Genomic DNA, 24,863 nt, shown 5'->3' with positions numbered 1-24,863 from the left:
TTGTAGAATCAGCCGACTGGCCCCGAAGGGCCAACCGGCAAGTGCGGGCAGGCCGGGGGTCAACCCTGGTGCTGTTGCACGGTGTGCATGTCCTTGTCCCCACGACCGGACAGGTTGACCAGCACGATCTGGTCCTTGGGCAAGGTGGCCGCCAGCTTGGCCGCATGGGCCAGGGCATGACTGGACTCCAGCGCGGGGATGATGCCTTCGATGCGGCAGCAGTTGTGGAAGGCTTCCAGCGCCTCTTGATCGGTGATGCAGGCATAGCTGGCGCGGGCGCTGTCCTTCAACCAGGCGTGTTCCGGACCCACGCCCGGATAATCCAGGCCGGCCGAGACCGAATGGGTCTCGATGATCTGACCATTGGCATCCTGCAGCAGGTAGGTGCGGTTGCCGTGCAGCACGCCGGGCGAACCCAGGGTCAGTGAAGCCGAGTGACGACCGGTATCCAGACCATCACCGGCAGCTTCCACCCCGACCAGTTTGACGTCGGGATAATCGATGTAGGGATAGAAGATGCCCATGGCGTTGGAACCGCCACCGACACAGGCCACCACGTAATCCGGCTGGCGCGAGGCGATTTCCGGCATCTGCTGGATGCACTCGTTGCCGATCACCGACTGGAAGTCGCGCACCATCATCGGATACGGGTGCGGACCGGCCACGGTGCCGATGATGTAGAAAGTGGTCTCGACGTTGGTGACCCAGTCGCGCATGGCTTCGTTGAGCGCATCCTTCAGGGTCTTGGAACCGGACTCCACCGGCACCACCTTGGCACCCAGCAGGTTCATGCGGTAGACGTTCTGGAGCTGGCGCTTGACGTCCTCGCTGCCCATATAGACGATGCACTCCATGCCGAAGCGCGCGCAGATGGTGGCCGTGGCCACGCCGTGCTGGCCGGCGCCGGTCTCGGCGATGATGCGCTTCTTGCCCATGCGCTTGGCCAGCAAGGCCTGGCCGATCACGTTGTTGATCTTGTGGGCACCGGTGTGGTTCAGGTCTTCGCGCTTGAAGTAGATCTGGGCGCCACCGGCGATCTCGGACCAGCGCCTGGCGTGGTACACCGGGCTGGGACGGCCGACGAAATGCTTCAGTTCGGTATGGAATTCAGCGAGGAACTGTTCATCGTGCTGGTAGCGCGCATAGGCGTCGCGCAGCTCGTTCAAGGCCAGGGTCAGGGTTTCGGAGACGAAGCTGCCGCCGTAGGGGCCGAAGTGACCACGAGCATCAGGCAGGTTGTAATGGGCCGTCTGGTGCAGGGCGGCGGCGGGAATGGTCTGACGCTCGGCGAAACCGCCGAGGGGATTCAATTCTTTCATGGTGTTCCTCTGAAACGCTTGGGGGGGTGTGCTACGCGGGGGTAGCATCCGCCAGACGCACGGCCTGGATGAAGGCCGCTATCCTGGCGGCATCCTTGATGCCCTTGGCGGCTTCGACGCCACTGCTGATGTCGACCGCGTAGGGACGAACGCCGACCACCGCCTCAGTGACGTTGTGTACGCTCAAGCCACCACTCAAAACGGCCCGAGGCGCGAGTTCTTTTGGAATGAGAGACCAATCGAAAACCTTTCCGCTGCCGCCATACTCCTCGACCAGGGTGTCGAGCAGCAGTCCGGAGAACAAGGGACTGGCGGAGCGATATGCCTGCTCGTATTCTAACAAATCCGCGGGCTGCGTCGAGCTTCCTATTCTGGCGGCACGTATGAAGGGTCTGACAACGGACTCGGCGATGGCGGCGCACTGCTCGGGCGTTTCGTCGCCATGGAATTGCAGCACCGTCAGCGGCGCCTCGGCCAGCACCTGGCGCACCTCCTCCAGGGTCGGATTGACGAACAGCCCGACGATGCTCACGAAGGGCGGCACGGCACGGGCCAGTTCGCCGGCGCGCCGCGGCGTCACGTAGCGCGGGCTCTTGGGATAGAACACCAGCCCCATGGCATCGGCGCCGGCGGCCACGGTGGCGCGCACATCTTCTTCACGGGTCAGGCCGCAGATCTTGATGCGGGTACGAAAGCTCATGAACATTGCCTCATGGATGAAAACTTCAGTTGGTCTGCCTGCGCCACTCACAACCAGGGCCAGGAGCGCGCCTCCTGCGGCAGCGCCCAGCTATCGGGATAGTCGACCCGCGCCAGGTACAGGCCATCCGGCATGAAGGTCGGTGCGGCGCGGCTGCGGTCGCGCAGGGCCAGTACCTGGCCCATCCATTGGGGATCCTGCTTGCCGCTGCCCACCACGATCAAGGAACCGACGATGTTGCGCACCATGTGGTGCAGGAAGGCATTGGCCTTGAGGGTGAAGACGATCATGTCACCGTGGCGGCGCACGGCAATGCTTTCCATCTTGCGTACCGGGGACTTGGCCTGGCATTCGACGGCGCGAAAGCTGGTGAAGTCATGTTCACCGATCAGGTGTTGCGCAGCCCGGTGCATGCGATCCGCATCCAGCGGGCGGAAGGTCCAGCCGGCCTTGCCCGCCAGCAGCGGCGAGCGCACTGCGTGGTTGTAGAGCACGTAGTGATAGGTCCGGGCGATGGCTGAAAAGCGCGCATGAAAACCGAATTGCGCCAGGCTCTCGGCCCCTTCCCGCGCGGTCCCGTGCAGCTCGGCTGCCTGGGCGGCGGCACTGGCCCCGGCGATGGCGGCATCATCCACCCAGGGCAGTTCGCAGGCCCAGCGTACCGCGATGGTGGGCGGCAGGAAGGCATTGGTGCCACGCACCCAGGAAAAAGCATCGCGGGCAATGGGCGTATCGAAATGGACGATCTGCTCCAGCGCATGCACACCCGAATCGGTACGCCCGGCACAGGTGGTGGCAATGGGCGTGGTGCTGAAGCGCTGCAACGCCGCTTCCAGCTGGTCCTGCACGGTCTGGCGGTGCGGCTGGGTCTGCCAGCCCTGCCAGCGGGCGCCATCGTATTGCACGCCCAGCACGACGCGACGCAGGCCCGCGGATGGGGAAGAAAGTTCTGTCATGGATGTTCACTGCCCGCCGCCAGCGCCTGATGGACGGTGGATGGGTGCAGAAAGCTTCATACAGGCTGCACACCACCCTATCCGGCGGCACGAAAAAAAACGAACGGGCAGCTCATGCGAGCTGCCCGCGAGATGACGCTATTGTAATCGCTCCCGGCACCGGCCTCAGCCGAGGGCGGCGATCATGGACTTGGCGCGTGCCACCTGGGCGTCGTTGCCACCGCGCATCACTTCTTCCAGCAGTTCACGGGCGCCATCCTTGTCGCCGATTTCCTCATAGGCGGCGGCTAGGTCCAGCTTGGTGGTCATTTCCTGTTCGAAGGCCGACTCCTCGTCTTCTTCCAGGATATTGGCCGCCGAGGGCGCCGGGGTGTCTTCCGGCAAGCTCAGGTCCAGGTCGGCCAGGGAGCTGGCCGCAGGCGCATCTTCCTTGCTGTCCAGCAGCATGGACGCCGAAGCCGCCCCGCCGGAGACCGGCAGGATGGGCTCGTCGGCATCCGGCTTGGCACCGTTTTCCAGATCGAGGTCGAAATCGATATCCTTGCCCAGGTCCATGGGCGCCGCCACCGGTTTGGCTGCCGGTTCGGCTTCGGGCTGGAGCTCGGCGGCCTTGAAGTCGGACAGATCGAATTCCATGCCCGGCTCTTCTTCCGCGACCGGCTCGGCCGGCGTGCCGCCGTAGAGCGGATTGGTCGGATCGATGGTCAGACCCAGTGCGGCCGCCTTGACCCAGGCTTCGTTGAGGCCGCCGCTCAAGGCATGCAGGTTAAGGGCGACGCGGTTGAAGCTGGCGACGTCACCACGCTTGGCATAAATCTCCAGCAGCTTGGCATGCAGGGCCTGACGCTCGGGCTGAGCCTGCAGGGCCAGCTTGAGGATATCCTCGGCCTGTTCGTCGCGGCCATAGGCGATGTACATGTCGGCCTCGGCGAGCGGATCGACCAGGGCCTCCTCCACGGGGGCTGCCACGGCCTCGACGGCCGGCACAGGGGCGGGAGCGGGCTCGGCAGACGGAGCCGGTTCAGGCTCAGGTTCAGGTTCAGGTGCAACGGCAGCGACGGCCGCTGCCACGGGTTCGGGTGAGGGGGCAGGCTCAGGCTCGCTGGCCGGCTCGGCCGGGCCGTCCTCGGACTTCTTCTTGCGGCGACGCATGGCCACCACGCCCCCGCCTGCGGCCAGCAGCGCCACCAGGACGCCGGCACCGGCCAGCACGTAGGGATTGTCCTTGATCTTGTCGAGGAAACCACCGGACTTGGCGGACTTGTCCGCAGATGCCGCCGCAGGTGCCGGCGTGGCCGGCGCAGCAGCCATGGCAGGCGGCTCCCCGGGCTTGCTCTGGTCACCCTCTGCGGGCTTGTCGGTGGCGGCAGCACCCGGCTTGGCGGGGTCGGCCTGCTTCTGCTGCTGGGCAGTCAGTTCGGCGATGGTCTGGTTCTTCAGCTCCAGCAACTTCTGGAGGTTGTCGACGTTCTTTTCCAGGTCCTTGACGCGGTCATTGGCGTCGGCCAGAGCGCGTTCGGCGGCGGCCTTCTCTTCGGCAGCGCCGGCGTTGCCGGTCTTGCCACGGCCCTTGTTGGCACGCGAGAGCTCCAGGCGATCACGCGCTTGCCCGGTACCGGAACGCTCCTCCACACGCGCCGTAATCTTGCCACCGCCACTCTGGCGGTTGCTGCCAGCCTTGCCGGCCGGCCCATTGGCGACCTGGCCCGCCAGCTTGTTGCGATAGGCGTTGAAGTCCTGGGCTTGTGCGACCACCATGCTGCGTGCCTCGTCGCGGTCCACTGCCGCCGCCGTCGGCTGGTCGGGGATGGACAGGATCTTGCCCGCGCGCAGGCGGTTGATGTTGTTGCCCTGGAAGGCATCGGGATTGGCCCGGTACAGCGCAATGAGCATCTGGTCCAGCGAGACATTGGCCTGCTGGTTGCGCGTGGCGATGGCACTGAGCGTGTCACCGGGCTTGACGCGGTAGTCGCCGCTCTTGCCAGCGCTCGCAGGCGCCGCAGCGGGTGCCGCGACGCTGCCGGAGGCGGCAGGGCCTGCCGGTGCCGCCGCCATCGCATCGGGGCTGGCCGAAGCCGGCGTATTTTCGGGCGAGGCCTGCTGGCGACGGATCAGTTCTTCAGCCAGAGCGGAAGGAGCGGGACGCTGCACGATGGTGCTGGTCGGCTCTTCGCTACTGAACGGGATCGCCGCACTGGGGGCCGCAGCAGGCGGGGGTTCCGCCGCAGCAGGCGCTGCCGTTGCGGCCGGTGCTGGTGCTGGTGCCGGGGCAGCACTTGCCGCTGCCGGTGCGGCAGCGGCCGCAGCGGCCTCCGCATTGCTCGGCGTCAGCGGTGCCACCTGGGCATTGCGCGGGGTCTTGCTGTCGGGCGGATCCAGCAGGAAGGTGTATTCACGCAGTTGCCGGGCCTGACCGGAATCGAGCTCCAGCAGCAGGTCGACGAAGGGATCGCTGACCGGCTGGGACGAACTGATGCGGATCACATGCCGCCCCTGGCGCTGTTCCAGCACGATGGACAGAGAACTCAACACCGGGTTGTAGTCCATGTTGGCGCGGCGGAAGGCGTCGGCCGGTGCCAGGCGCGCGGTGAGCTTGCCGGCTTCGTCGGCACTCACGGCAGTCACCTCGATCTCGGCGCGCAAGGGCTGGCCCAGCGACGAAAGCACGGTCAGCTTGCCCAGGGCCGCAGCATGCGCCCCCAGAGGCAAGGCCATGGCCAGGGCAATGGCGGCGCTCAGGGTCTTCATCCGGGACAAGGGAAGCTTCTTGTTGGTATGTACAGGCATGTTTTGTTTGGCTTAGAGAAACGTTGCGCTTCAAACCCGTCACGCTGGCGTTCAAGCCGGTACTGGCCTGGAAATGCCCTACAGATCCGTGAATGGGGCAGATGCCGCGCGGCCTGTGCAGCCGGCCCGCGCCACTCCGGTCCGTGCTGGCTTGCTGTTGTCACGCCTTTTCTTGCAGGCCAGCGGTCCGGAGCAGATCCATTTCATCAAATCCAGCAGGCGCTCTGCTAGGGCGCTGCCACATGTTGGCTTTCATGAAATGAATTGGCTTTTCAAATTAACATCAAGAACTTACACCCGCAAGTGTACTTACTTTCTCAAGATGAGAAAAACCCGCCAGCATCCATTCGCATGGACGCTGGCGGGCTATTGTTGCAGACTGACAACGCGTAAGGCAAGTCCTATTCGCATTGCAGCAACGCCGCGGCGCAACCGACCGGGATTTTTCCCGGTCGCCGACATCACTCCAGGTTGCCCAGGATGATGCGCAGCATGCGGCGCAGCGGTTCGGCCGCGCCCCACAGCAGCTGGTCGCCGATGACGAAGGCGGAGATGTATTCCGGGCCCTGGTTGAGCTTGCGCACACGGCCCACGCCGATTTCCAGGCCACCGGTGATGGCCGCCGGGGTCAGTTCCTTGACCGTGATGGCGCGGTCATTGGGGACCCACTTCACCCAAGGGTTGCCGGCACGGATGATGGACTCGATGTCAGCCAGGGGCAGGTCGCGCTTCAACTTGATGGTCAGCGCCAGGCTGTGGCAGCGCATGGCGCCGATACGCACACACAGGCCATCGACCGGGATGATCTGCTCGTTGCCCAGGATCTTGTTGACTTCAGCCTGGCCCTTCCACTCTTCCTTGGACTGGCCGTTTTCCAGCTGGGCGTCGATCCAGGGGATCAGGCCGCCGGCCAGAGGCGCGCCGAAGAATTCGGTCGGCACGTCTTCACGGATGGTCTTGGCAACCTTGCGGTCGATGTCCAGGATGGCCGAGGACGGGGTTGCCAGCTCGTCGGCCACGGCCGCGTTGATGACGCCCATGCCCTTCAACAGCTCGCGCATGTGATTGGCGCCGCCGCCGGAGGCTGCCTGGTAGGTCATGGAGCTGACCCACTCGACCAGGCCTTCCTTGAACAGGCCGCCCACGCCCATCAACAGGATGGAGTTGGTGCAGTTGCCGCCGATGTAGTTCTTCACACCCTTGGCCAGCGCATCCTTGATGACGTTGTTGTTGACCGGGTCCAGCACGATCACGGCATCATCCTTCATGCGCAGCGAGGAAGCAGCGTCGATCCAGTAGCCATCCCAGCCAGCGGCGCGCAGCTTGGGGAAGATCTCATTGGTGTAGTCGCCGCCTTGTGCGGTGATGATGATGTCGCATTTCTTCAGCTCTTCAATGCTGTTGGCGTCTTTCAGCGTCGTTTCCTTTTTGGCAAACGACGGCGCCTTGCCGCCCGCATTCGAAGTCGAGAAAAACACCGGTTCGATGTGATCGAAATCACCTTCGTCCTGCATGCGCTGCATCAGGACCGAACCCACCATTCCACGCCAGCCAACCAAACCAACCAGTTTCATCATCTTTCCCTATTTAGAACTTCCATGGTGAACAAATCAGATTGAACACAATTGCGCCGGACCATCCGGCATTTCAAGCACCCGGCCGCACCGGTTGGGGCGCGGCCAGGCGACGTTGATCTCAGGCGAGGGCCTTGACCACGGCTTGCCCCATCTGCTGGGTGTTGACCTTGGTGCAGCCTTCTTCATAAATATCGGCGGTGCGCAGACCTTGCGCAAGCACTTTCTTCACTGCATTCTCGATGCGGTCGGCCTGCTCGGCACGGTTCAAGGAGAAGCGCAGCATCATCGCTGCCGACAGGATGGTCGCCAGCGGATTGGCGATGCCCTTGCCCGCGATGTCGGGTGCCGAACCGTGCGAAGGTTCATACAGGCCCTTGTTGTTGGCATCCAGCGAGGCCGAGGGCAACATGCCGATGGAACCGGTCAGCATCGCCGCCGCGTCCGAGAGGATGTCGCCGAACATGTTGCCGGTGACGATGACATCGAAGTTCTTCGGGGCTTTCACCAGCTGCATGGCGGCGTTGTCCACGTACATGTGCGACAGCTCGACGTCCGGGTACTCCTTGCCGACTTCGGTGACGATGTCCTTCCAGAACTGGAAGGTTTCCAGCACGTTGGCCTTGTCCACGCTGCACAGGCGCTTGCCGCGCTTGGCGGCGGCCTGGAAGGCGACGTGGGCGATGCGGCGGATTTCCGGTTCCGAATAGCGCATGGTATCAAATCCTTCACGCGAACCCTTGAACGGACCGTCCGGTGCCTCGCGCATGCCGCGCGGCTGGCCGAAATAGATGTCGCCGTTCAGTTCACGCACGATCAGGATGTCCAGGTTGGCCACCAGCTCGGGCTTCAGCGAAGAAGCGCCGGTCAGTTCCGGATAGCAGATCGCCGGGCGGAAGTTGGCAAACAGCTGCAGGTGCTTGCGCAGGCCCAGGATGGCTTGCTCGGGGCGCAGGGCGCGTTCCAGCTTGTCATACTTCCAGTCGCCGACCGCACCGAAGAGAATGGCGTCGGCTTCCTTGGCCAGCTTCAGGGTACCGTCCGGCAGCGGGTGGCCGTGGGCTTCATAGCCGGCGCCGCCGACGGGGGCGGTTTCCATTTCGAACTTTTCGTCCAGGGCGTTGAGCACGCGGACGGCTTCGTCGACGATTTCAGGACCGATGCCGTCACCCGGCAGGATAGCAATCTTCATGGCTTCTCTTTCTCAGTGTTTCCAGCGTTCTTGGAATAGTAACGACAAGGGCGGCCATCTGACCGCCCTTTGCTGTTGTCTCGACGATCACTTCAGATCGTGTTGCTCAGCCAGGGCTGTTCGTGCAGGTGTTTCTCTTCGTAGGCACGAATGGTGTCGGCTTTGCGTAGGGTCAGGCCAATGTCGTCGAAGCCGTTCAACAGGCAGTACTTGCGGAATTCGCTGATCTCGAACGGATAGACGGCACTGCCATTGGTGGTGCTGACGGTCTGCTTTTCCAGGTCGATGACCAGTCGATAGCCCGGGAAGGCCTTGACTTCATTGAACAGGTGATCGACCTGCTGCTCGCTCAGGACGATGGGCAGCAGACCGTTCTTGTAGCAGTTGTTGAAGAAGATGTCGGCGAAGCTGGGCGCGATCACGGCGCGAAAGCCGTACTGGTCCAGCGCCCACGGCGCGTGTTCACGCGAGGAGCCGCAGCCGAAGTTCTTGCGCGACAGCAGGATGGACGAACCCTGGTAGCGCTCCTGGTTGAGCACGAAATCGGGATTGAGCGGACGCTTGCTGTTGTCCATGCCCGGCTCGCCGTGATCCAGGTAACGCCATTCGTCGAACAGGTTGGGGCCGAAGCCGCTGCGCTTGATCGACTTCAGGAACTGCTTGGGGATGATCGCATCGGTATCGACGTTGGCGCGATCCAGCGGCGCCACCAGTCCTTCATGCACGATAAATTTATTCATGAGCTTGACCTTGGGTCGGCGGGGCGGTGACGCTGCCCTGCCCTTCCTCTTTCCTGTTCAAAAACTGAAGCTGCGGCACACTGGCCGCAGCCTTGCACTATCTGATCCTGCTGATTGCTGCTTATTTCTTGCTGGCGTCCTGCATCTTTTCGCCGACCTTTTCGACATCCTTGCCGAAACCGTTGACGGTATTGCAACCGGCCAGCGCACCCAGGGTGACGGCCAGCAGAACCAGAGTGGAGATTTTTTTCATGTTTGTCCTCTCGAAAAGATTCACACAAGCAGGGGATTACAGCGAACGCACATCCACGAAATGACCGGCAATGCCCGCTGCGGCTGCCATGGCCGGGCTCACCAGGTGGGTACGACCACCGGCACCCTGACGACCTTCGAAATTGCGGTTCGAGGTCGAAGCGCAGCGCTCGCCCGGTTCCAGGCGGTCGGCATTCATGGCCAGGCACATGGAGCAGCCCGGTTCGCGCCATTCGAAACCGGCATCGCGGAAGATCTTGTCCAGGCCTTCACGTTCAGCCTGCTCCTTGACCAGACCGGAACCCGGCACGACCATCGCCAGCTTGACATTGGAGGCGCGGAACTTGCCGCGCACGACCTTGGCGGCTTCGCGCAGGTCTTCGATGCGGGAGTTGGTGCAGGAACCGATGAAGACCTTGTCGATGCGGATATCTTCAATGGGGGTATTGGGCTTCAAGGCCATGTAGGCCAGCGCCTTTTCCATGCCGTCGCGCTTGGTCGGATCCTTTTCCTTGTCGGGATCAGGGACGCGGGCGTCGACCGCCACCACCATCTCGGGCGAAGTGCCCCAGGTGACTTGCGGCTTGATCTCGGCGGCGTTCAGGGTCACCACCATGTCGAATCTGGAGCCCGGGTCCGAATGCAGCGTGCGCCAGTACGAGACGGCGCGCTCCCAGTGCGGGCCGGAGGGCGAGAAGGGACGACCCTTCAGGTATTCCAGCGTGGTGTCGTCGAAGGCCACCATGCCGGCACGGGCGCCTGCTTCGATGGCCATGTTGCAGACCGTCATGCGGCCTTCCATGGACAGCGAGCGGATGGTCGAGCCAGCGAATTCGATCGCGTAGCCGGTGCCGCCTGCGGTACCAATCTTGCCGATCACGGCCAGCACGATGTCCTTGGCGGTCACGCCAGCGGGCAGCGCGCCATCGACCTGCACCAGCATGGCCTTGGACTTGCGCGCCAGCAGGGTCTGCGTGGCCAGCACGTGTTCGACTTCGGAGGTGCCGATGCCGTGGGCCAGCGCGGCAAACGCGCCGTGGGTGGAAGTGTGCGAATCACCGCAGACCACCGTCATGCCCGGCAAGGTGGCGCCCTGTTCGGGGCCGATCACGTGCACGATGCCTTGACGCTTGTCGTTCATGCCGAAGTACGTCAGGCTGAATTCTTTTGCGTTGCCATCCAGGGTTTCGACCTGCAGGCGCGAGATGGGGTCGGCGATGCCTTGGGCGCGGTCGGTGGTGGGGACGTTGTGGTCCGCCACCATCAGGTTGGCCGAGTTCCGCCAGGGTTGGCGACCGGCTAGCTTGAGGCCTTCGAAGGCTTGCGGGCTGGTCACTTCATGGAGCAGGTGGCGGTCGATATACAGGATGGCGGTACCGTCATCTTCCGTATGAACGACGTGCGACTCCCAGAGTTTGTCGTAGAGCGTCTTGAGCATGTTGCGGTCCGGCGGAATCGAAAAAGGGATGCTGAACGGGAAAAATAGCTTTTGATTATGCCATAAAGCGACAGGTCTGACCTCCCCGCCGTGTTTTCCGCCGCGTCGCAACAACAGGGAATAATGCTGCAAAGCAGCAGAAAAAGCGCAGCAAGTGCGGCAGCCATGAAAAAACCGGCATTTCTTCCGGAGCTGGAAGAAATGCCGGTGGCTCGCCAGGCAGGACAGCCCGGATCAGTGCTTGCGGGTCTGCTGGTACAGCGGCTCCACGCGCTGGGCGTAGACCGTCAGGTCGGCGATGCGCTCGCTGCTGGAGGGGTGGGTGGACATGAACTTCATCGGCTCGTCGCCGCCCAGGCTGGCCATCTTCTGCCACAGCGTGACGGCGGCCTTGGGGTCATAGCCGCCGCGCGCAGCCAGTTCCACGCCGATGCGGTCAGCCTCGGTTTCATTGGCGCGCGAATTGGGCAAGCCCATCAGGCCCATGTAGAGGTATTGCCCGCCCTGCTTGCCGACATCGCCCAGCCCCAGCAGCGCCGCGCCAATCGAGATGGCCGAATTGGCCACCACCTGCTGCGAAGCGCGCTCGCGGGCGTGTTCACGCAGGGCGTGGGCGATCTCGTGGCCCATGACGGCGGCCAGCTCATCGTCGGTGATCTTGAGCTTGTCGATCAGGCCGGTGTAGACCGCGATCTTGCCACCGGGCATGCACCAGGCATTGGTCTCGTCGGAGCTCAGTACGTTGACTTCCCAGTTCCACTTCAAGGCATCCGGGCGGAACACCCCAGTCTGCGGGATCAGGCGACTGGCAATGGCGCGCACGCGTCGCACCTGGGCCGCATTGCGATTGAGCAGGCCCTTGCTCTTGGCTTCGGCCAGTACCTGGGCGTATTCCTTGGTGGAGGCGGCCTCCATCTCGGCCGAGGACACCAGCATCTGCTGCTTGCGGTCGATGCCGACGGCACCGCCCTGGGTGGTCTGTACGGTTTCGCAGGCCACCAGGCCCACCAGGGCTGCGGCCAACAGGCTGTTCTTGACGATAGGGTTGAGCTTCATGCCCGCCTCCATTGAATAATTGATCTTGATCCCGGGGTCGGTCTGCCGGCGTGCGTGCTGCCGCCAGTCAGCCTTGAGCCGCTTCGACCCGGCTCTTTGCAAATTGTTTCAGACAAGAAAAAACCGGCGACCGCATGCGCGATGGCCGGCTTGCTGGCAAGGCTGCCCGGCCTGTCAGCGCAGGGCCGGGGTCTCCACCTTCACATCGCCGCATTGTGCGCGATGACGCAGGGCGTGATCCATCAACACCAGCGCCAGCATGGCTTCGGCAATGGGCGTAGCACGGATGCCCACGCAAGGATCGTGGCGACCGAAGGTTTCCACCGAGATCGGCTGGCCGTTCTTGTCGATGGACGGGCGCGGCGTGCGAATGCTGGAGGTCGGCTTGATGGCGATGGAGGCCGTGATGTCCTGACCGGTCGAGATGCCGCCCAGGATGCCGCCGGCATTGTTGCCGACGAAGCCTTGCGGGGTCAGCGCATCGCCGTGCTCGGAGCCCTTTTGCGCCACCGAAGCGAAACCGGCACCGATCTCCACGCCCTTGACGGCATTGATGCCCATGAGCGCATAGGCGATCTCGGCATCGAGCTTGTCGTACAGCGGCTCGCCCAGTCCCACCGGGACGTTCTGCGCCACCACGTCGATGCGCGCACCGATGGAGTCACCGTCCTTGCGCAGGGCATCCATGTAATCTTCCAGGCGCCCGATGATGCTGGCGTTGGCGGCAAAGAAGGGGTTGTCGGGCACGTGCTCCCAGGACTCGAAGGGAATGGCGATCTCGCCCAGCTGGCTCATGCAGCCCTTGAAAGTGGTGCCGTACTTCTCGAACAGCCACTTCTTGGCGATGGCCGCCGCGCCCACTACGGGGGCCGTCAGGCGCGCCGAGGAACGACCGCCACCGCGCGGATCGCGGATGCCGTACTTGTGCCAGTAGGTGTAGTCGGCATGACCGGGACGGAAGGTCTCCAGAATATTGCCGTAGTCCTTGCTGCGCTGGTCCTGGTTGCGGATCAAGAGCGCAATCGGGGTGCCGGTGGTCTTGCCTTCGTAGACGCCGGAGAGGATCTCCACCGTATCCGGCTCCTGACGCTGGGTCACGTGGCGCGAGGTGCCGGGACGGCGGCGGTCCAGTTCCGGCTGGATATCGGCTTCGGACAGCGTCATGCCTGGGGGACAGCCATCGATCACGCAGCCGATGGCCGGGCCGTGGGATTCGCCGAAAGTGGTGACGGTGAAGAGCGTGCCGAAGGTATTGCCGGACATGATGGAATTCGCGCAAAAAATGGGGGAAGCCGCGATTCTACCAGCCTCGGGGGCTGCCGACGAGCCGCGCCAGGCGGCGCGCTCGCCCCGGCAGGCTTATTTCCAGTCGCCGCGCAGCACCCTGACCTGCTCCTGCAGGCCCTCCGGGCTGACCGCTGCGGGCGCGATCGGCTCGCCCACTGCCAATTCCAGGCGCGAGAACAGTCCGCGCTTGAAGGTGCGCGCCACCGGATTGCTGGGGTCGCGCGAGAACAGGCTGCCCCACAGCCCGCGCAAGGCCATGGGCAAGACCGGCACCGGGCTGCGGTCGATGATCTTCTGCACGCCGCCCTTGAAGGGGTTGATCTCGCCATCGCGGGTCAGCTTGCCTTCCGGGAAGATGCACACCAGCTCCCCTTCATGCAGGGCCTGGGCGATATCGACGAAGGCTTTTTCGGTCAGCCACGGGTCTTCCTTGACCGGTGCAATCGGGATGGCCCGCACGTTGCGGAACAGCCAGGACATCACCGGAATCCTGAATATCTGGTGATCCATCACGAAGCGCACCGGACGCGGGCTGGCCGCCATGATGGCGATCGCATCCACGTAGCTGACGTGATTGCACACCAGCACCGCCGGCCCCTCCTCAGGAATGGCCTGGCCATTGATGATGCGCACGCGATAGAAGGTATGGATCAGGATCCAGGCCAGGAAGCGGATCAGGAACTCCGGCACCAGCGAGAAGATGTAGACCGCCACCACGCCATTCATGATGGCCGTGGCCAGGAAGATCTGCGGAATGGTCAGCCCCGCCTTCAACAACACCATCGCCACCAGGGCCGACACCACCATGAAGAGCGCATTCATGATGTTCATCCCGGCGATGGTGCGGGAGACGTGGGCCGGGTCGCAGCGGGTCTGGATGAGCGCAAACAGCGGCACGATGTAGAGCCCGCCGAACAGGCCGATGCCGAGGCAATCGACCAGAATGCGCCAGCTGCCGCCCTGCGCCAGGAAGCCGCCCAGGTCCAGCATGGCCGATGGAGTGACGTACGCCTGACTGGCGAAATACAGTTCCAGCCCGAACACCGAGAGGCCAATCGAGCCGAAGGGCACCAGCCCGATTTCCACCTTGTGGCCGGAGAGCCGCTCGCACAGCAGCGAACCGACGCCGATACCGACCGAGAACACCGCCAGCAGCAGCACGAAGACGCTGTGGTCGCCATGCAGGTAATTCTTCGCGTAGACCGGGAATTGCGCCAGCATGATGGCGCCATAGAACCAGAACCAGGAATTGCCCAAGAGCGACAGGAACACCGGCCGGTTGCGGCGCGAAAAACCGATGTTGCGCACGGTCTCGGTGAAGGGATTCCAGTTCACCTTCAACTCCGGCACGGGGGCCGGCGAGAGCGGAATGCGCAGGCTCGCCAGCCAGCCCAGCACGGCAATGCCGATGGTGATGCCGGCCACCAGGTGCAGGCCCCAGGGCTTGTGTACCACCAGCACCGCGCCCAGGATTTCGCCCAGCAGGATGCCGACGAAGGTACCCATCTCGATCAGACCATTGCCGCCCACCAGCTCCTCGCGCCTCAACTGCTGCGGCAAATAGGCGTATTTCACCGGTCCGAACAGAGTGGAATGGATGCCCATGCCCACCACTGCGGCAATGAGCAGCCACAGGTGATGCGTCATCCAGCCATAGGCGGCGATGCCCATGATGGCGATTTCGAGCAGCTTCACGAAGCGCGCCACCCTGCCCTTTTCCAGCTTGTCGGCCAGTTGGCCGGAGGTGGCCGAGAACAGGAAGAACGGCAGGATGAACAAACCCGGAATGAGGTTGTTGAGCAGGCCCGGATCCATGTCCGTCCACGCCAGCGCGTCATAGGTGAGGATGGTCAGCAGCGCCGTCTTGAACACGTTGTCATTCAGGGCGCCGAGGAACTGGGTCCAGAAGAAGGGAGCGAAGCGCCGTTGAGTGAAAAGCGTGAACTGGCTGTTCTTTTGCATGGGCAATCAGGTGAGGGAGAAAGCGGGCAGCCTACGCTGCATCAGACAGGATTGACAACAACACCAAAGGGCAGGAAGCGCGGAACAATAAAAAACCGCTCCAGCAGGAACGGTCATGACAGCGCCGCCTGCACCGGGCAGGCGGGGACTCCCGGAGCAACACCAGAGGCTCAGCTGTTGCCTTCGCGCTCTTCTTCCTCGGCCGGCCAGTCGCGGATGTAGGCCTTGAGCATCTTGTTCTCGAAACCCTGCGCATCCAGCACCGCCTTGGCCACGTCGTAGAAGGACATCACGCCCAGCACCGTGCGCGCCTCCATCACCGGCACGTAGCGCGCGTGCTTTTCCAGCATGATGCGGCGCACTTCGTTGAGGTCGGTATCGGGGGTCACGGTGATGGGCGCATCGTTCATGTGCTTGCGCACGGTCGAGCCGCCCAGCTCGCCACCGTTCTTGTGCAGCGTCAGCAGCACTTCGCGGAAGGTCAGCATGCCGACCAGGTCGCCGTATTCCATGACGACCAGCGAGCCGATGTCTTTCTCGGCCATGGCGGCCACGGCCTCCTGAATCGGGGTATCCGGCGTGACGGTGAAGAGGATGTTGCCTTTGACCTTGAGGATTTCAGAGACTTTCATGATGTCGTCCTGGTTTGGTTATATGAAGCTGTTTTGACTGTAGGCGATGACGCCGGGAAAATCCAATTCATGGGGGCAACAGGATAACTGATCCTGACCGCAGCCGCTCTGGATGCCTCCTCCACGCCTGCTTTGCAGGAAGGAAAACACATGGTACGGGCAAGGGCGACATTTGGGCAACCCGCAAAGACGCTGCTGCGCAGTATTTCCGTACAGAATTTGCATTTGATAGCTGAAGCTTGCTTCAGCACAAGGATTGCAAACGAGCGCGCTGCTGACTAATCTGGAGAGGTCAGGACTCTCCGGAGAAGACCATGGCTGCCACCCTGCCCGAACGCCATTACGCCAGTTTCAGCGAGTTCTATCCGACCTACCTGAGCGAGCACGCGCACCGGGTCAACCGGCAGCTGCATTTCCTCGGGTCGACGCTGGCGCTGCTGAGCCTGTTGCTGCTGCTGATCACGCATCAGTGGTGGTGGCTGGCGGTGGCACTGTTCTGTGGCTACGGTTTTGCCTGGGTCGGGCATTTCATGGTGGAGAAGAACCAGCCAGCCACCTTCCGTCATCCGGTCTATTCCTTCATGGGGGATTGGGTGATGTACTGGCAAATGCTGACCGGACAAGTCTCGTTTTAGAAAACTTCATATCAGAGCCAACATCGGCCGATCCGGGGGGCTGGTCTCGGGTCGCCTCATCTTTCCCACAGGCGCCGCCGCGCTTCCAGCGGTACGGCTGCGTGGGGCATGGCGGCCACGGTCGCCGCGACCTCCTGCTCGGCCTCCCGGCCAGCCTGGCAATACTGTTGCAGCGATTGCCCCAGCACGGTATTGATGGCTTCTTCCACCCTGCTCACCAGGGCTTCTTCCTCACCGGCCTGGGCCAGTACCGCCGGGTCGAACACGAACAGGCGATACACCCGCGCCAGCTGGATGGTGCCGGGATTGGCCACCAGCGTCCAGCGGTCCATGTCATCGGTGATGCGGCGGTTCCAGCCGCGACGGTTGCGGCTGTCCGCATCGGGCTTGACCGAGGCCACCCAGCCCTCTTCGCTCATGCGCGAGAGCAGTTGCTGCAGTTCTCCCAGCCCCAGCCTGGTGGCGCGGCGCACCTCATCCATGCTGACCACGGCGGACTCCACGCCCACCCGCGCCGCATGCAGGAATTTCAGGACCTTGACCGCATCGATGAATTCCGCGCCCGGTGAGGGCACGTGCCACCAGCGCTCATAACGCACCACTGGCAATGCTGCCGTGAGCAGTGCACCGAAGAGGGTGATCATCCACATCATGTAGATCCACACCAGGAAGATCGGCAGCACCGCCACCGTGCCATAGACCATGGTGTAGGTCGGGAACTGCAGGATGTAGGCGGCGAAGAGCCGCTTGGCGATTTCCAGGCCGATACCGGCCAACAGGCCGCCGGCGGCCGCATCGCGCCAGTCCACGGTCTGGTTGGGCACGGTGCTGTAGAGCAGCGTGTAGGCCAGCGTGGAGAACATCAGCGAGACCAGGGTATAGAAGCTCGCCCCCAGCCACGGCAGGCTTCTGACGGCGCCGCCGGTGGCGCTTGAAAGATACGAGGTCACGCTGATGGAGACCCCGATCAGCAACGGCCCCAGCGTGATGATGGCCCAGTACACCAGCACCCGCTGTACCAGCGGACGCGACTTCTTGACGCGCCAGATCTGGTTGAACACGCTCTCGATGGTGGACATGGTCAAGACCGACGTCAGGATCAGCAGCACCCCGCCCACGGCCGAGATGCGCGCCGACTTGGCGGCGAACTGGTTCAGGTAGCCGAGAATGGTGTTGGCTACGCCCTTGGGCATGAGGTTGTCGACGAAATAGGCTTCCAGCGAGGCGCGGAAGGTCGAGAACAGCGGGAAGGCCGTAAACAGCGCCAGCGCGATGGTCAGCATCGGCACCAGCGAGAGGATGGTGGTGAAGGTCAGGCTGCCGGCCACTTGCGGCAGGCGGTCCTCGCGCAGCCGCTGGCCGGCGAAGCGCAACAGGTCGCGGAACTGTTCACGGGTCAGACCACGCATACGGGACAAGGAAATACGCAAAGAAGACATCCGTTCGACTTCATCGGGGACGCCGCACCAGCAGATGCGCCGTCCCATCGGGGTTGAATCACGCCGCATGACGGCAAGTTTGGCGATTATCGCCCAAGCGGACGGCAAAATCCCGCAAAAACGCACAGGGGGAAGAAAGTTTCTGCTTCCCCTTGGTGTAGATGAAGTACAGATGAAGAAAAAGCTGATCTACACTGCCTTTTCCTGCTGTCTGGGTACAAAAGAACGGAAATATAATAAGTCACATGACCACCTCCCCGACTGCGATTGCCGTGAACGCTTCTTCCAACGCCACCATCCTGGTGCTCTACTATTCGCGCCATGGCGCCACCCGCAAGCTGGCCGAGCTGATCGCCCAGGGTGTGGAAAGCGTGCCCGGCTGCGACGCCCGCCTGCGCACCGTGCCGGCGGTCTCCACCGTCACCGAGGCGGTGGAACCGGACGTCCCTGCATCCGGCGCGCCCTACGTGGAAGCCACCGACCTGGCCGAGTGCGACGGCCTGGCCCTGGGCTCGCCCACGCGCTTTGGCAACATGGCCTCCGCCATGAAGTATTTCTGGGACGGCACCTCGCCGCAATGGCTCTCCGGCACCCTGGCGGGCAAGCCGGCCTGCGTCTTCACCTCGACCGGCAGTCTGCATGGCGGCCAGGAATCGACGCTCTTGAGCATGATGCTGCCGCTGCTGCACCATGGCATGCTCATCGTGGGCCTGCCCTATTCGCATCCCGAACTGATGAACACTTCCAGCGGCGGCACGCCTTACGGCGCCAGCCACTGGGCGGGCGTCAACGGCAACCAGCCGCTGTCGGACGACTCGCGCTCTCTGGCCATCGCGCTGGGCAAACGGCTGGCAGAAAACGCCATCAAATTACGGAGACCATCATGAACAGCCATGCGCGCTACTTCCATCTCGGAGCCAGCTCCGGTCTGATCGCCCTGATCCTGCTCTGCCTGGCGTGGGAACTGGTGCTGGCGCCGCTGCGACCGGGCGGCTCATGGATGGTGTTGAAGGTATTGCCGCTGCTGCTGCCGCTGCGCGGGGTCTTGAAGCGCGATGTCTACACGCTGCAATGGTCCTCCATGCTGATCCTGGTCTACCTGGCCGAAGGCCTGGTACGCGCCACCAGCGACAGCGTGCACACCTCGGCCATGCTGGCCTGGGTGGAAGTGGCGCTGACGACGCTGTATTTCTTCTGCGCACTGGCCTATCTGCATCCGTTCAAGAAGGCCGCCAAGGAAATCGCCCGCCAGGCGATCCAGAAAGCCTCCCAGTAAGCACCTCTGTCCCGACCAAGGCGCGCCACTCAAGGTGGCGCGCGCCGCTTTCATGACTGAATTCCTCGATGCCTGCCGGGCCGCCATCGGCGCCGCCCATGTCCTCACCGATGCTGCCGACACCGCCGGCTACCTGACCGATCAGCGCGGCCGCTACACCGGGCGCGCCCTGGCCGTGTTGCGTCCGGCCGATAGCGCCGAAGTGGCGGCGCTGGTGCAGCTGTGCGCCCGCCACGCCGTGCCGCTGGTGCCGCAAGGCGGCAATACCGGCCTGGTGCTGGGCAGCGTGCCCGACCAGCAGGGCAATGCCGTGGTACTGTCGCTGCGCCGCCTGAACCGCATCCGCGCGGTCGACCCGATCAACAATACGATGACGGTGGAAGCCGGTTGCGTGCTGCAACACCTGCAGGAGCAGGCGGCGGCGGTGCAGCGTCTGTTCCCGCTGTCGCTGGCGGCCGAAGGCAGTTGCACCATCGGCGGCAATCTCTCCACCAATGCCGGTGGCACCGGCGTGCTGCGCTATGGCAACACGCGCGAACTGTGCCTGGGGCTGGAAGTGGTCACGGCCGCGGGCGAAGTCATGAGCAGCCTCAAGGGCCTGCGCAAGGACAATACCGGCTACGACCTGCGCGACCTCTTCATCGGCGCCGAAGGTACGCTGGGCATCATCACCGCTGCCGTGCTCAAATTGTTCCCGCAACCGCGCGCGCAATTGACTGCCCTGGTGGCGCTGCAGACCCCGGCGCAGGCCTTGCAGCTGTTGCAGCGGGCGCAAGCGCGCTGCGGCTCGGCGCTCACCGGATTCGAACTGATGTCGCACTTCTGCCTGCAACTGGTCTGCAAGCATTTCCCCGAGCAGCGCCTGCCCTTTGCGCAGGCGCATCCGCAATACGTCCTGCTGGAACTGTCGGACAACGAATCCGAAGAACACGCCCGCACCCTCTTCGAAACCCTGATCGGCGAGGCCCTCGACGAGGGGCTGGTCGACGATGCCGTGATCGCCGCCTCGCTGGCGCAATCCCGGTCGCTGTGGCGACTGCGCGAAAGCATCTCGATGGCGCAGGCGCATGAAGGCAAGAACATCAAGCACGACATCTCGGTGCCGATCTCGCGCATCGCCGACTTCATGGAAGTGACCGACGCCCTGGTGCAGGAGACGGCGCCGGGTTGCCGCATGGTCAGTTTCGGCCACCTGGGCGATGGCAACCTGCACTACAACGTCTCGCCGCCGCTGGGCGTGGCCGATGCCGACTTTCTGGCGCGCCAGGGCGACATCAACCGCGTGGTGCATGACAGCGTGGACCGCTTCGGCGGCTCGATCTCGGCAGAGCACGGATTGGGGGCCTTGAAGCGCGAGGAAATCCTGCGCTACAAGTCGCCGGTGGAATTGCGCCTGATGCGCGCCATCAAGCAGGCGCTGGACCCGCAGCACCTGATGAATCCGGGCAAGGTGCTGTGAGGCCCGTTTGACGCACTCGTCAGGCACGCACAACAAAAAGGGACGGACGCCACTACGAGCCGTCCGCCCCAACCTCCCCCTCAGGAGCCTGCCTGAAACGCTGGCCTGCTTTGCGTTTCCCTATGTCGTGATCTTTGCATCAAGCTCGCTTTTCCAATCCGAGGAATAGCAGGCGATGCCACGGCCAATTTGTGAATTCAGGCCGCCGTCTTGTGCTGCGCGTGCTCCGTGGGCAGCCTCGTCTGGTCCTGGGTCTGCTCGCGCATGGTCTGCAAGAACAGGTCCGGCGCCATCGGTCGTCCCAGCAGATAGCCCTGCAGGGCGTCGCATCCGGCCTCATGCAGGAACTGCTGCTGGCGCTCGGTCTCCACGCCTTCGGCCACGATACGCAGGTTCAGCGTGCGGCCCAGGGCGACGATGGCCGAGACAATGGCGGCATCCTCGGTGCCCTCGCTGAGATCGCGCACGAAACCGCGATCGATCTTCAATTCATTGGCCGGCAGGCGCTTCAGGTACAGCAGGCTGGAATAGCCGGTACCGAAATCGTCGATGGAAATCTCCACGCCCAGGTCGGCGATCTTCTGCAGCGTCTGCAGGCTTTGCTCGGTATTGCTCATGGCCGTCGATTCGGTCACCTCCAGCGTCAGGCTCGAAGGCGGCAGCTGGTGTTTCTCCAGCGCAGCGCACACCACCTCCAGCAGATGCGGATCGGCAAACTGCACCGGCGACAGGTTGACCGCGATCTTCCAGTGCGTGTAACCCAGGGCCAGCCACTCGTGCATCTGGCGACAGGCTTCATCCAGCACCCAGGCGCCGATCGGGATGATGAGGCCGGAGCGCTCGGCCAGGCCGATGAATTCATCCGGCCCCACCAGTCCGCGCTGCGGATGCTGCCAGCGCAACAGCGCCTCGGCGCCCAGCACCGGGCCGTCGGGCAGGCTGAACTTGGGCTGGTAGACCAGCCGGAACTGCTTGCGCTCGAGCGCCACCCGCAAATCCTGCAGCCATTGCAGCTGGTGCTGCGCATTGGCATTCATCGAGGGTTCGAAGAAGTTGTAGCCGTTGCGACCGGCGCGCTTGGTGTGATACATCGCGGCATCGGCATTGATGACCAGGTCGTGGCGCGTGGCGCCATCTTCCGGATAGATGGCAATGCCCACGCTGGCCGAGACGCGCAAATCCTGCTCGGCCAGGCGGAACGGCAGGTTGATCACCTCCACCAGCTTCTCGGCCACCGGCATGGCGTCTTCCGGCTGGCCCAGTTCGACCAGGATGACGAATTCGTCTCCGCCCAGGCGCGCCACCGTATCATGCGCGCGCATGGCCCCGGTCAGACGCTGCGCCACCTCCACCAGCAGGCGGTCGCCCACATGATGGCCGAGCGAATCGTTGATGGCCTTGAAGCCATCCAGGTCCATGAACATCAGCGCGAAATGTCCCCGGCTGCGCGCGGCCTTGTTGATGGCCTGGGTCAGCCGGTCTTCCAGCAAGGTGCGGTTGGGCAGCCGGGTCAGTTGGTCGTGCAGCACCATCTGCGTCAGTTCTTCATTGGCTTCGGCCAGGGAACGCGCCAGCTTGGCGGTGCGCGACTCCAGCCGTGCATCCAGCACCGAGGTCAGCAAGGCGATGCTGAGCACCGCCAGCGTGACCACGATGATGAGGATCGCCAGCCAGCCCGTGCCCACGCCCTCGCGCGCGGACATGCACACTGAACCCATGGGGAAAGTGGCGGCCGCCATGCCGGTGTAGTGCATGCCGACGATGGCCACGCCCATCACCACCGAGGCACCGGCACGGGCCGCCCTCACGTGCGGCGTATTCCTGCGCAGGCTGAAAGCGATCCACAGCGCCGCCGCCGACGCCGCCACGGCGATCAGAATAGAGGCCGCGAACAGTCCCAGGTCGTAATCGATACCGGGCTGCATACGCATGGCCGCCATGCCGGTGTAGTGCATGCCGGCAATGCCCATGCCCATGAGCAGCGCACTGCCCAGAAGCCGCCGCAGCGGCAGCTCGCTGCGGGTGACGATCCACAGCGCAAAGCCGGAGGTGGCCACGGCGATGAGCAGCGAGAGCAGCGTGATCCAGGCGTCATAGCCCAGCGCGATGGGCAAGCGGAAGGCCAGCATGCCGATGAAGTGCATCGACCAGATACCGACGCCCATGGCCACCGCACCACCGGTCAGCCAGAAGCGCGCCGCGCGCGAGTGCAGGTGACTGGTGGTACTGATGCGCTCGGCCATATCCAGCGCCGTATAAGAGGCGAGGATGGCAACCAGCAGCGAGACGACAACCAGCAGCTTGTCGTAGGTAGCGATGAGCATGTCGATAGGTAGTGCGTATCAGGACATCAATTGAGCAAACGTCGCCAAAAGGAAAAAAGGCAGACAGCTTGGCAACATGAACGACTTGCCATGAAGCTTAGAAGGCGCCGCATTGTCACACAATCAGGAAATACCCGTTGTCATGTTGCCATTTTCAGGTGAACAATCGTCTCCTGGACGAGGCATACCGGCAACAGTCATCGACCGTGTGCAACCCGGAATGATCGTCCGTCCCATATTGCGCGCATGCCGGGCATCCCATGCGCAGAAGATGACGATGAAATGGCAACTTTATGCAATGCCATCGATCTGTTCACACGGCAGTGCGCGCATTGCAGCCTGGCAGGCGCCGCACGCCACAGGACAATCTGCAACAAAACAAAAAGTCACCAAAACACAACAAACTGACAACAAGGACAATATGCTCAGCTTATCCCAATCTCGCCCGCGCCCGGAAAAAGAGTGTCTGCCAGTGCGCAATCGCCTGTCGCGCCGCGTGATGCTGGCCCTGTGCGGTCTGGCCGCGCCCTGGTGGCTGGCTGCGCCAGCGCAGGCCGGCATCTCGATGGTGCAGCCGCCCAAGCGTATCGACGCCAGCAAGCCACTGGAACTGACCCTGCTGGTCGCCGAGGATGAGCAGACCGAACGCACTTACCAGTTGCCCGCCACGCTGCTGGTGGCGGCCTCGGCCGACATGATTCCGCCGCAGCAGATCGCCCTGCGGCGCGTCGATGGCGAGGACAGCCTGACCCTCAAACAAGGGCAATTCCGCAAGGTACGGTATCGCGGCGAGCTGCCGCGCCGCCTGCGCGGCATGGTGCGCATCGAGCCCATCGGCATCGATGCCTCGCCGGTGCTGGTGGCGGTGGTACGTCCGGATGCCTCGCTGGGGCCCCTGCCGGAATCGCCCGACCTGATCAACACGCCGCTGGTCGATTCGACCAGCAAGGTGGCACCGGTGGCGCCCTCGGCCACGGTACTCACACCCGGCGCCAATGCCTCGCCCACCGACAGCGCCCCGGCGGCCGAAGACATCCTCTCCAACAATCGTCGGCTGTCCTTCAATGAGCCGATGTATTTCACGGTGGGCCACAACAATGGCGACACCAATGCCCGCTTCCAGCTCAGTTTCAAGTTCCGCGTGTTCGTACCGGACGATCCGCGCTCGCGCAGCCTGCTCGACAATCTCTATCTGGGCTATACGCAATTCTCGCTATGGGACCTGTCGGCGCCCTCGGCGCCCTTCCGCGATACCAGCTATCGTCCGAGCCTGTATTACTACCTGCCCGACGTGGGCATCCAGAACGGCGTCTTCAGCCGTATCGGCATCGCCACCGGCCTGGAACATGAATCCAATGGCCGCGACGGTACCGCCTCGCGCAGCATCAACACCTATTTCGTCGAGCCGACCTTCAACTTCGGCAATCTGAACGACTATCACTTCAAGGTCGCGCCCAAGGTCTATGCCTATCTCGGCCCCACCCGCGACAATCCCGACATCGCCGACTATCGCGGCCACCTGGACCTGAAACTGGCCTATGGAAAACCCGATGGAATGGAAGTGGCGACCACGCTGCGCAAGGGCAAGCTCGGTGGCAAGTACAGCGCCGAAACCCAGCTCACCTACCCGCTCTCGCGTCTGCTGCCGGGCACCGCCGGCTACCTCATGGCCAGCTACTTCTACGGCTATGGCGAGAGCCTGCTGACCTACAACCAGAAGGACCATCCGCAACTGCGCATCGGCTATGCGCTATGGCGATGAGCCCTGCATATCGGGCCTGATGCAAAAAGGGGATGCGGCTGCATCCCCTTTTTGCTCTGCGCGACGATGGCGG

Annotated in this window: 20 protein-coding genes; 5 read left to right on the top strand and 15 right to left on the bottom strand. The window is 63.4% G+C overall.

What is annotated here, in order from left to right; translation table 11 throughout:
- Positions 1 to 59: 59 nt before the first annotated feature.
- The 13 genes from trpB to HNO82_RS08555 form a co-directional block, all read right to left on the bottom strand.
- Positions 60 to 1,319 (bottom strand): tryptophan synthase subunit beta, encoded by a 1,260-nt coding sequence (trpB, locus tag HNO82_RS08615; protein WP_175343398.1) that lies wholly within the window; start codon positions 1,317 to 1,319, stop codon positions 60 to 62.
- Between the two features lie 31 nt (positions 1,320 to 1,350).
- Positions 1,351 to 2,019 (bottom strand): phosphoribosylanthranilate isomerase, encoded by a 669-nt coding sequence (locus HNO82_RS08610; RefSeq protein ID WP_034351140.1) that lies wholly within the window; start codon positions 2,017 to 2,019, stop codon positions 1,351 to 1,353.
- Between the two features lie 47 nt (positions 2,020 to 2,066).
- Positions 2,067 to 2,975 (bottom strand): tRNA pseudouridine synthase A, encoded by a 909-nt coding sequence (locus tag HNO82_RS08605; protein ID WP_175343397.1) that lies wholly within the window; start codon positions 2,973 to 2,975, stop codon positions 2,067 to 2,069.
- A 165-nt stretch (positions 2,976 to 3,140) separates the two neighbouring features.
- A complete protein-coding gene (locus tag HNO82_RS08600) occupies positions 3,141 to 5,762 on the bottom strand; it encodes a motility hub landmark protein FimV (RefSeq protein WP_175343396.1) in 2,622 nt (873 codons plus the stop codon).
- 461 nt (positions 5,763 to 6,223) lie between these two features.
- Complete coding sequence (asd, locus tag HNO82_RS08595) at positions 6,224 to 7,336, bottom strand: aspartate-semialdehyde dehydrogenase (RefSeq protein ID WP_175343395.1); 1,113 nt, start codon at positions 7,334 to 7,336, stop codon at positions 6,224 to 6,226.
- Positions 7,337 to 7,457: 121 nt separating this feature from the next.
- Entirely contained in the window at positions 7,458 to 8,528 is a 1,071-nt protein-coding gene (gene leuB / locus HNO82_RS08590) for a 3-isopropylmalate dehydrogenase (protein WP_175343394.1), read from the bottom strand.
- A 92-nt stretch (positions 8,529 to 8,620) separates the two neighbouring features.
- Positions 8,621 to 9,268 (bottom strand): 3-isopropylmalate dehydratase small subunit, encoded by a 648-nt coding sequence (gene leuD / locus HNO82_RS08585; RefSeq protein ID WP_008330867.1) that lies wholly within the window; start codon positions 9,266 to 9,268, stop codon positions 8,621 to 8,623.
- Positions 9,269 to 9,389: 121 nt separating this feature from the next.
- Positions 9,390 to 9,521 (bottom strand): entericidin A/B family lipoprotein, encoded by a 132-nt coding sequence (locus HNO82_RS08580; protein WP_175343393.1) that lies wholly within the window; start codon positions 9,519 to 9,521, stop codon positions 9,390 to 9,392.
- Between the two features lie 36 nt (positions 9,522 to 9,557).
- Entirely contained in the window at positions 9,558 to 10,958 is a 1,401-nt protein-coding gene (gene leuC / locus HNO82_RS08575) for a 3-isopropylmalate dehydratase large subunit (RefSeq protein ID WP_175343392.1), read from the bottom strand.
- 234 nt (positions 10,959 to 11,192) lie between these two features.
- The gene (locus HNO82_RS08570) at positions 11,193 to 12,014 is read right to left on the bottom strand and encodes a M48 family metallopeptidase (protein WP_008330872.1); all 822 of its coding nucleotides are present in this window, start codon (positions 12,012 to 12,014) and stop codon (positions 11,193 to 11,195) included.
- Positions 12,015 to 12,188: 174 nt separating this feature from the next.
- Positions 12,189 to 13,277, bottom strand: a complete 1,089-nt coding sequence (gene aroC, locus HNO82_RS08565) for a chorismate synthase (protein WP_175343391.1) — start codon at positions 13,275 to 13,277, stop codon at positions 12,189 to 12,191.
- Between the two features lie 96 nt (positions 13,278 to 13,373).
- Positions 13,374 to 15,263, bottom strand: coding sequence for an MFS transporter (locus tag HNO82_RS08560; RefSeq protein WP_175343390.1), 1,890 nt, complete (start codon positions 15,261 to 15,263; stop codon positions 13,374 to 13,376).
- A gap of 170 nt (positions 15,264 to 15,433) precedes the next feature.
- Positions 15,434 to 15,895, bottom strand: a complete 462-nt coding sequence (locus HNO82_RS08555; protein ID WP_008330875.1) for a CBS domain-containing protein — start codon at positions 15,893 to 15,895, stop codon at positions 15,434 to 15,436.
- Between the two features lie 314 nt (positions 15,896 to 16,209).
- Between HNO82_RS08555 and HNO82_RS08550 the strand changes: the two genes are divergently transcribed.
- Positions 16,210 to 16,530, top strand: coding sequence for an Mpo1-like protein (locus HNO82_RS08550; protein WP_008330876.1), 321 nt, complete (start codon positions 16,210 to 16,212; stop codon positions 16,528 to 16,530).
- Between the two features lie 56 nt (positions 16,531 to 16,586).
- Here HNO82_RS08550 and HNO82_RS08545 read toward each other — a convergent pair whose 3' ends face one another.
- On the bottom strand, positions 16,587 to 17,939 hold the full coding sequence (locus HNO82_RS08545) for a YihY family inner membrane protein (protein ID WP_249776963.1): 1,353 nt from the start codon (positions 17,937 to 17,939) through the stop codon (positions 16,587 to 16,589).
- A 275-nt stretch (positions 17,940 to 18,214) separates the two neighbouring features.
- Here HNO82_RS08545 and wrbA point away from each other — a divergent pair, with 275 nt between their 5' ends.
- From wrbA to HNO82_RS08530, 3 genes are read left to right on the top strand one after another with little or no spacing between them, the layout of a single operon-like run.
- Positions 18,215 to 18,856, top strand: coding sequence for an NAD(P)H:quinone oxidoreductase (gene wrbA, locus HNO82_RS08540; protein WP_008330878.1), 642 nt, complete (start codon positions 18,215 to 18,217; stop codon positions 18,854 to 18,856).
- Positions 18,853 to 19,245 carry a DUF2069 domain-containing protein gene (locus HNO82_RS08535; protein WP_008330879.1) on the top strand — a complete coding sequence of 131 codons (393 nt, stop codon included), beginning with the start codon at positions 18,853 to 18,855 and terminating at the stop codon, positions 19,243 to 19,245. Before wrbA ends, HNO82_RS08535 begins: the two co-directional genes overlap by 4 nt.
- Before the next feature lie 52 nt (positions 19,246 to 19,297).
- Positions 19,298 to 20,704, top strand: a complete 1,407-nt coding sequence (locus HNO82_RS08530; RefSeq protein WP_175343388.1) for an FAD-binding oxidoreductase — start codon at positions 19,298 to 19,300, stop codon at positions 20,702 to 20,704.
- 197 nt (positions 20,705 to 20,901) lie between these two features.
- On the opposite strand, the gene HNO82_RS08525 is transcribed toward HNO82_RS08530, so the two are convergent.
- Positions 20,902 to 23,028, bottom strand: a complete 2,127-nt coding sequence (locus HNO82_RS08525) for a putative bifunctional diguanylate cyclase/phosphodiesterase (RefSeq protein WP_175343387.1) — start codon at positions 23,026 to 23,028, stop codon at positions 20,902 to 20,904.
- A 499-nt stretch (positions 23,029 to 23,527) separates the two neighbouring features.
- Between HNO82_RS08525 and HNO82_RS08520 the strand changes: the two genes are divergently transcribed.
- Entirely contained in the window at positions 23,528 to 24,790 is a 1,263-nt protein-coding gene (locus HNO82_RS08520) for a phospholipase A (protein WP_249776962.1), read from the top strand.
- Positions 24,791 to 24,863: the final 73 nt, after the last annotated feature.

This window comes from Herbaspirillum sp. C9C3 (assembly GCF_013359625.1).
GTDB lineage: Bacteria > Pseudomonadota > Gammaproteobacteria > Burkholderiales > Burkholderiaceae_D > Herbaspirillum.
The sequence above is the reverse complement of the archived record's forward strand: the minus strand, read 5'-3'. Positions and strand labels throughout refer to the sequence as shown.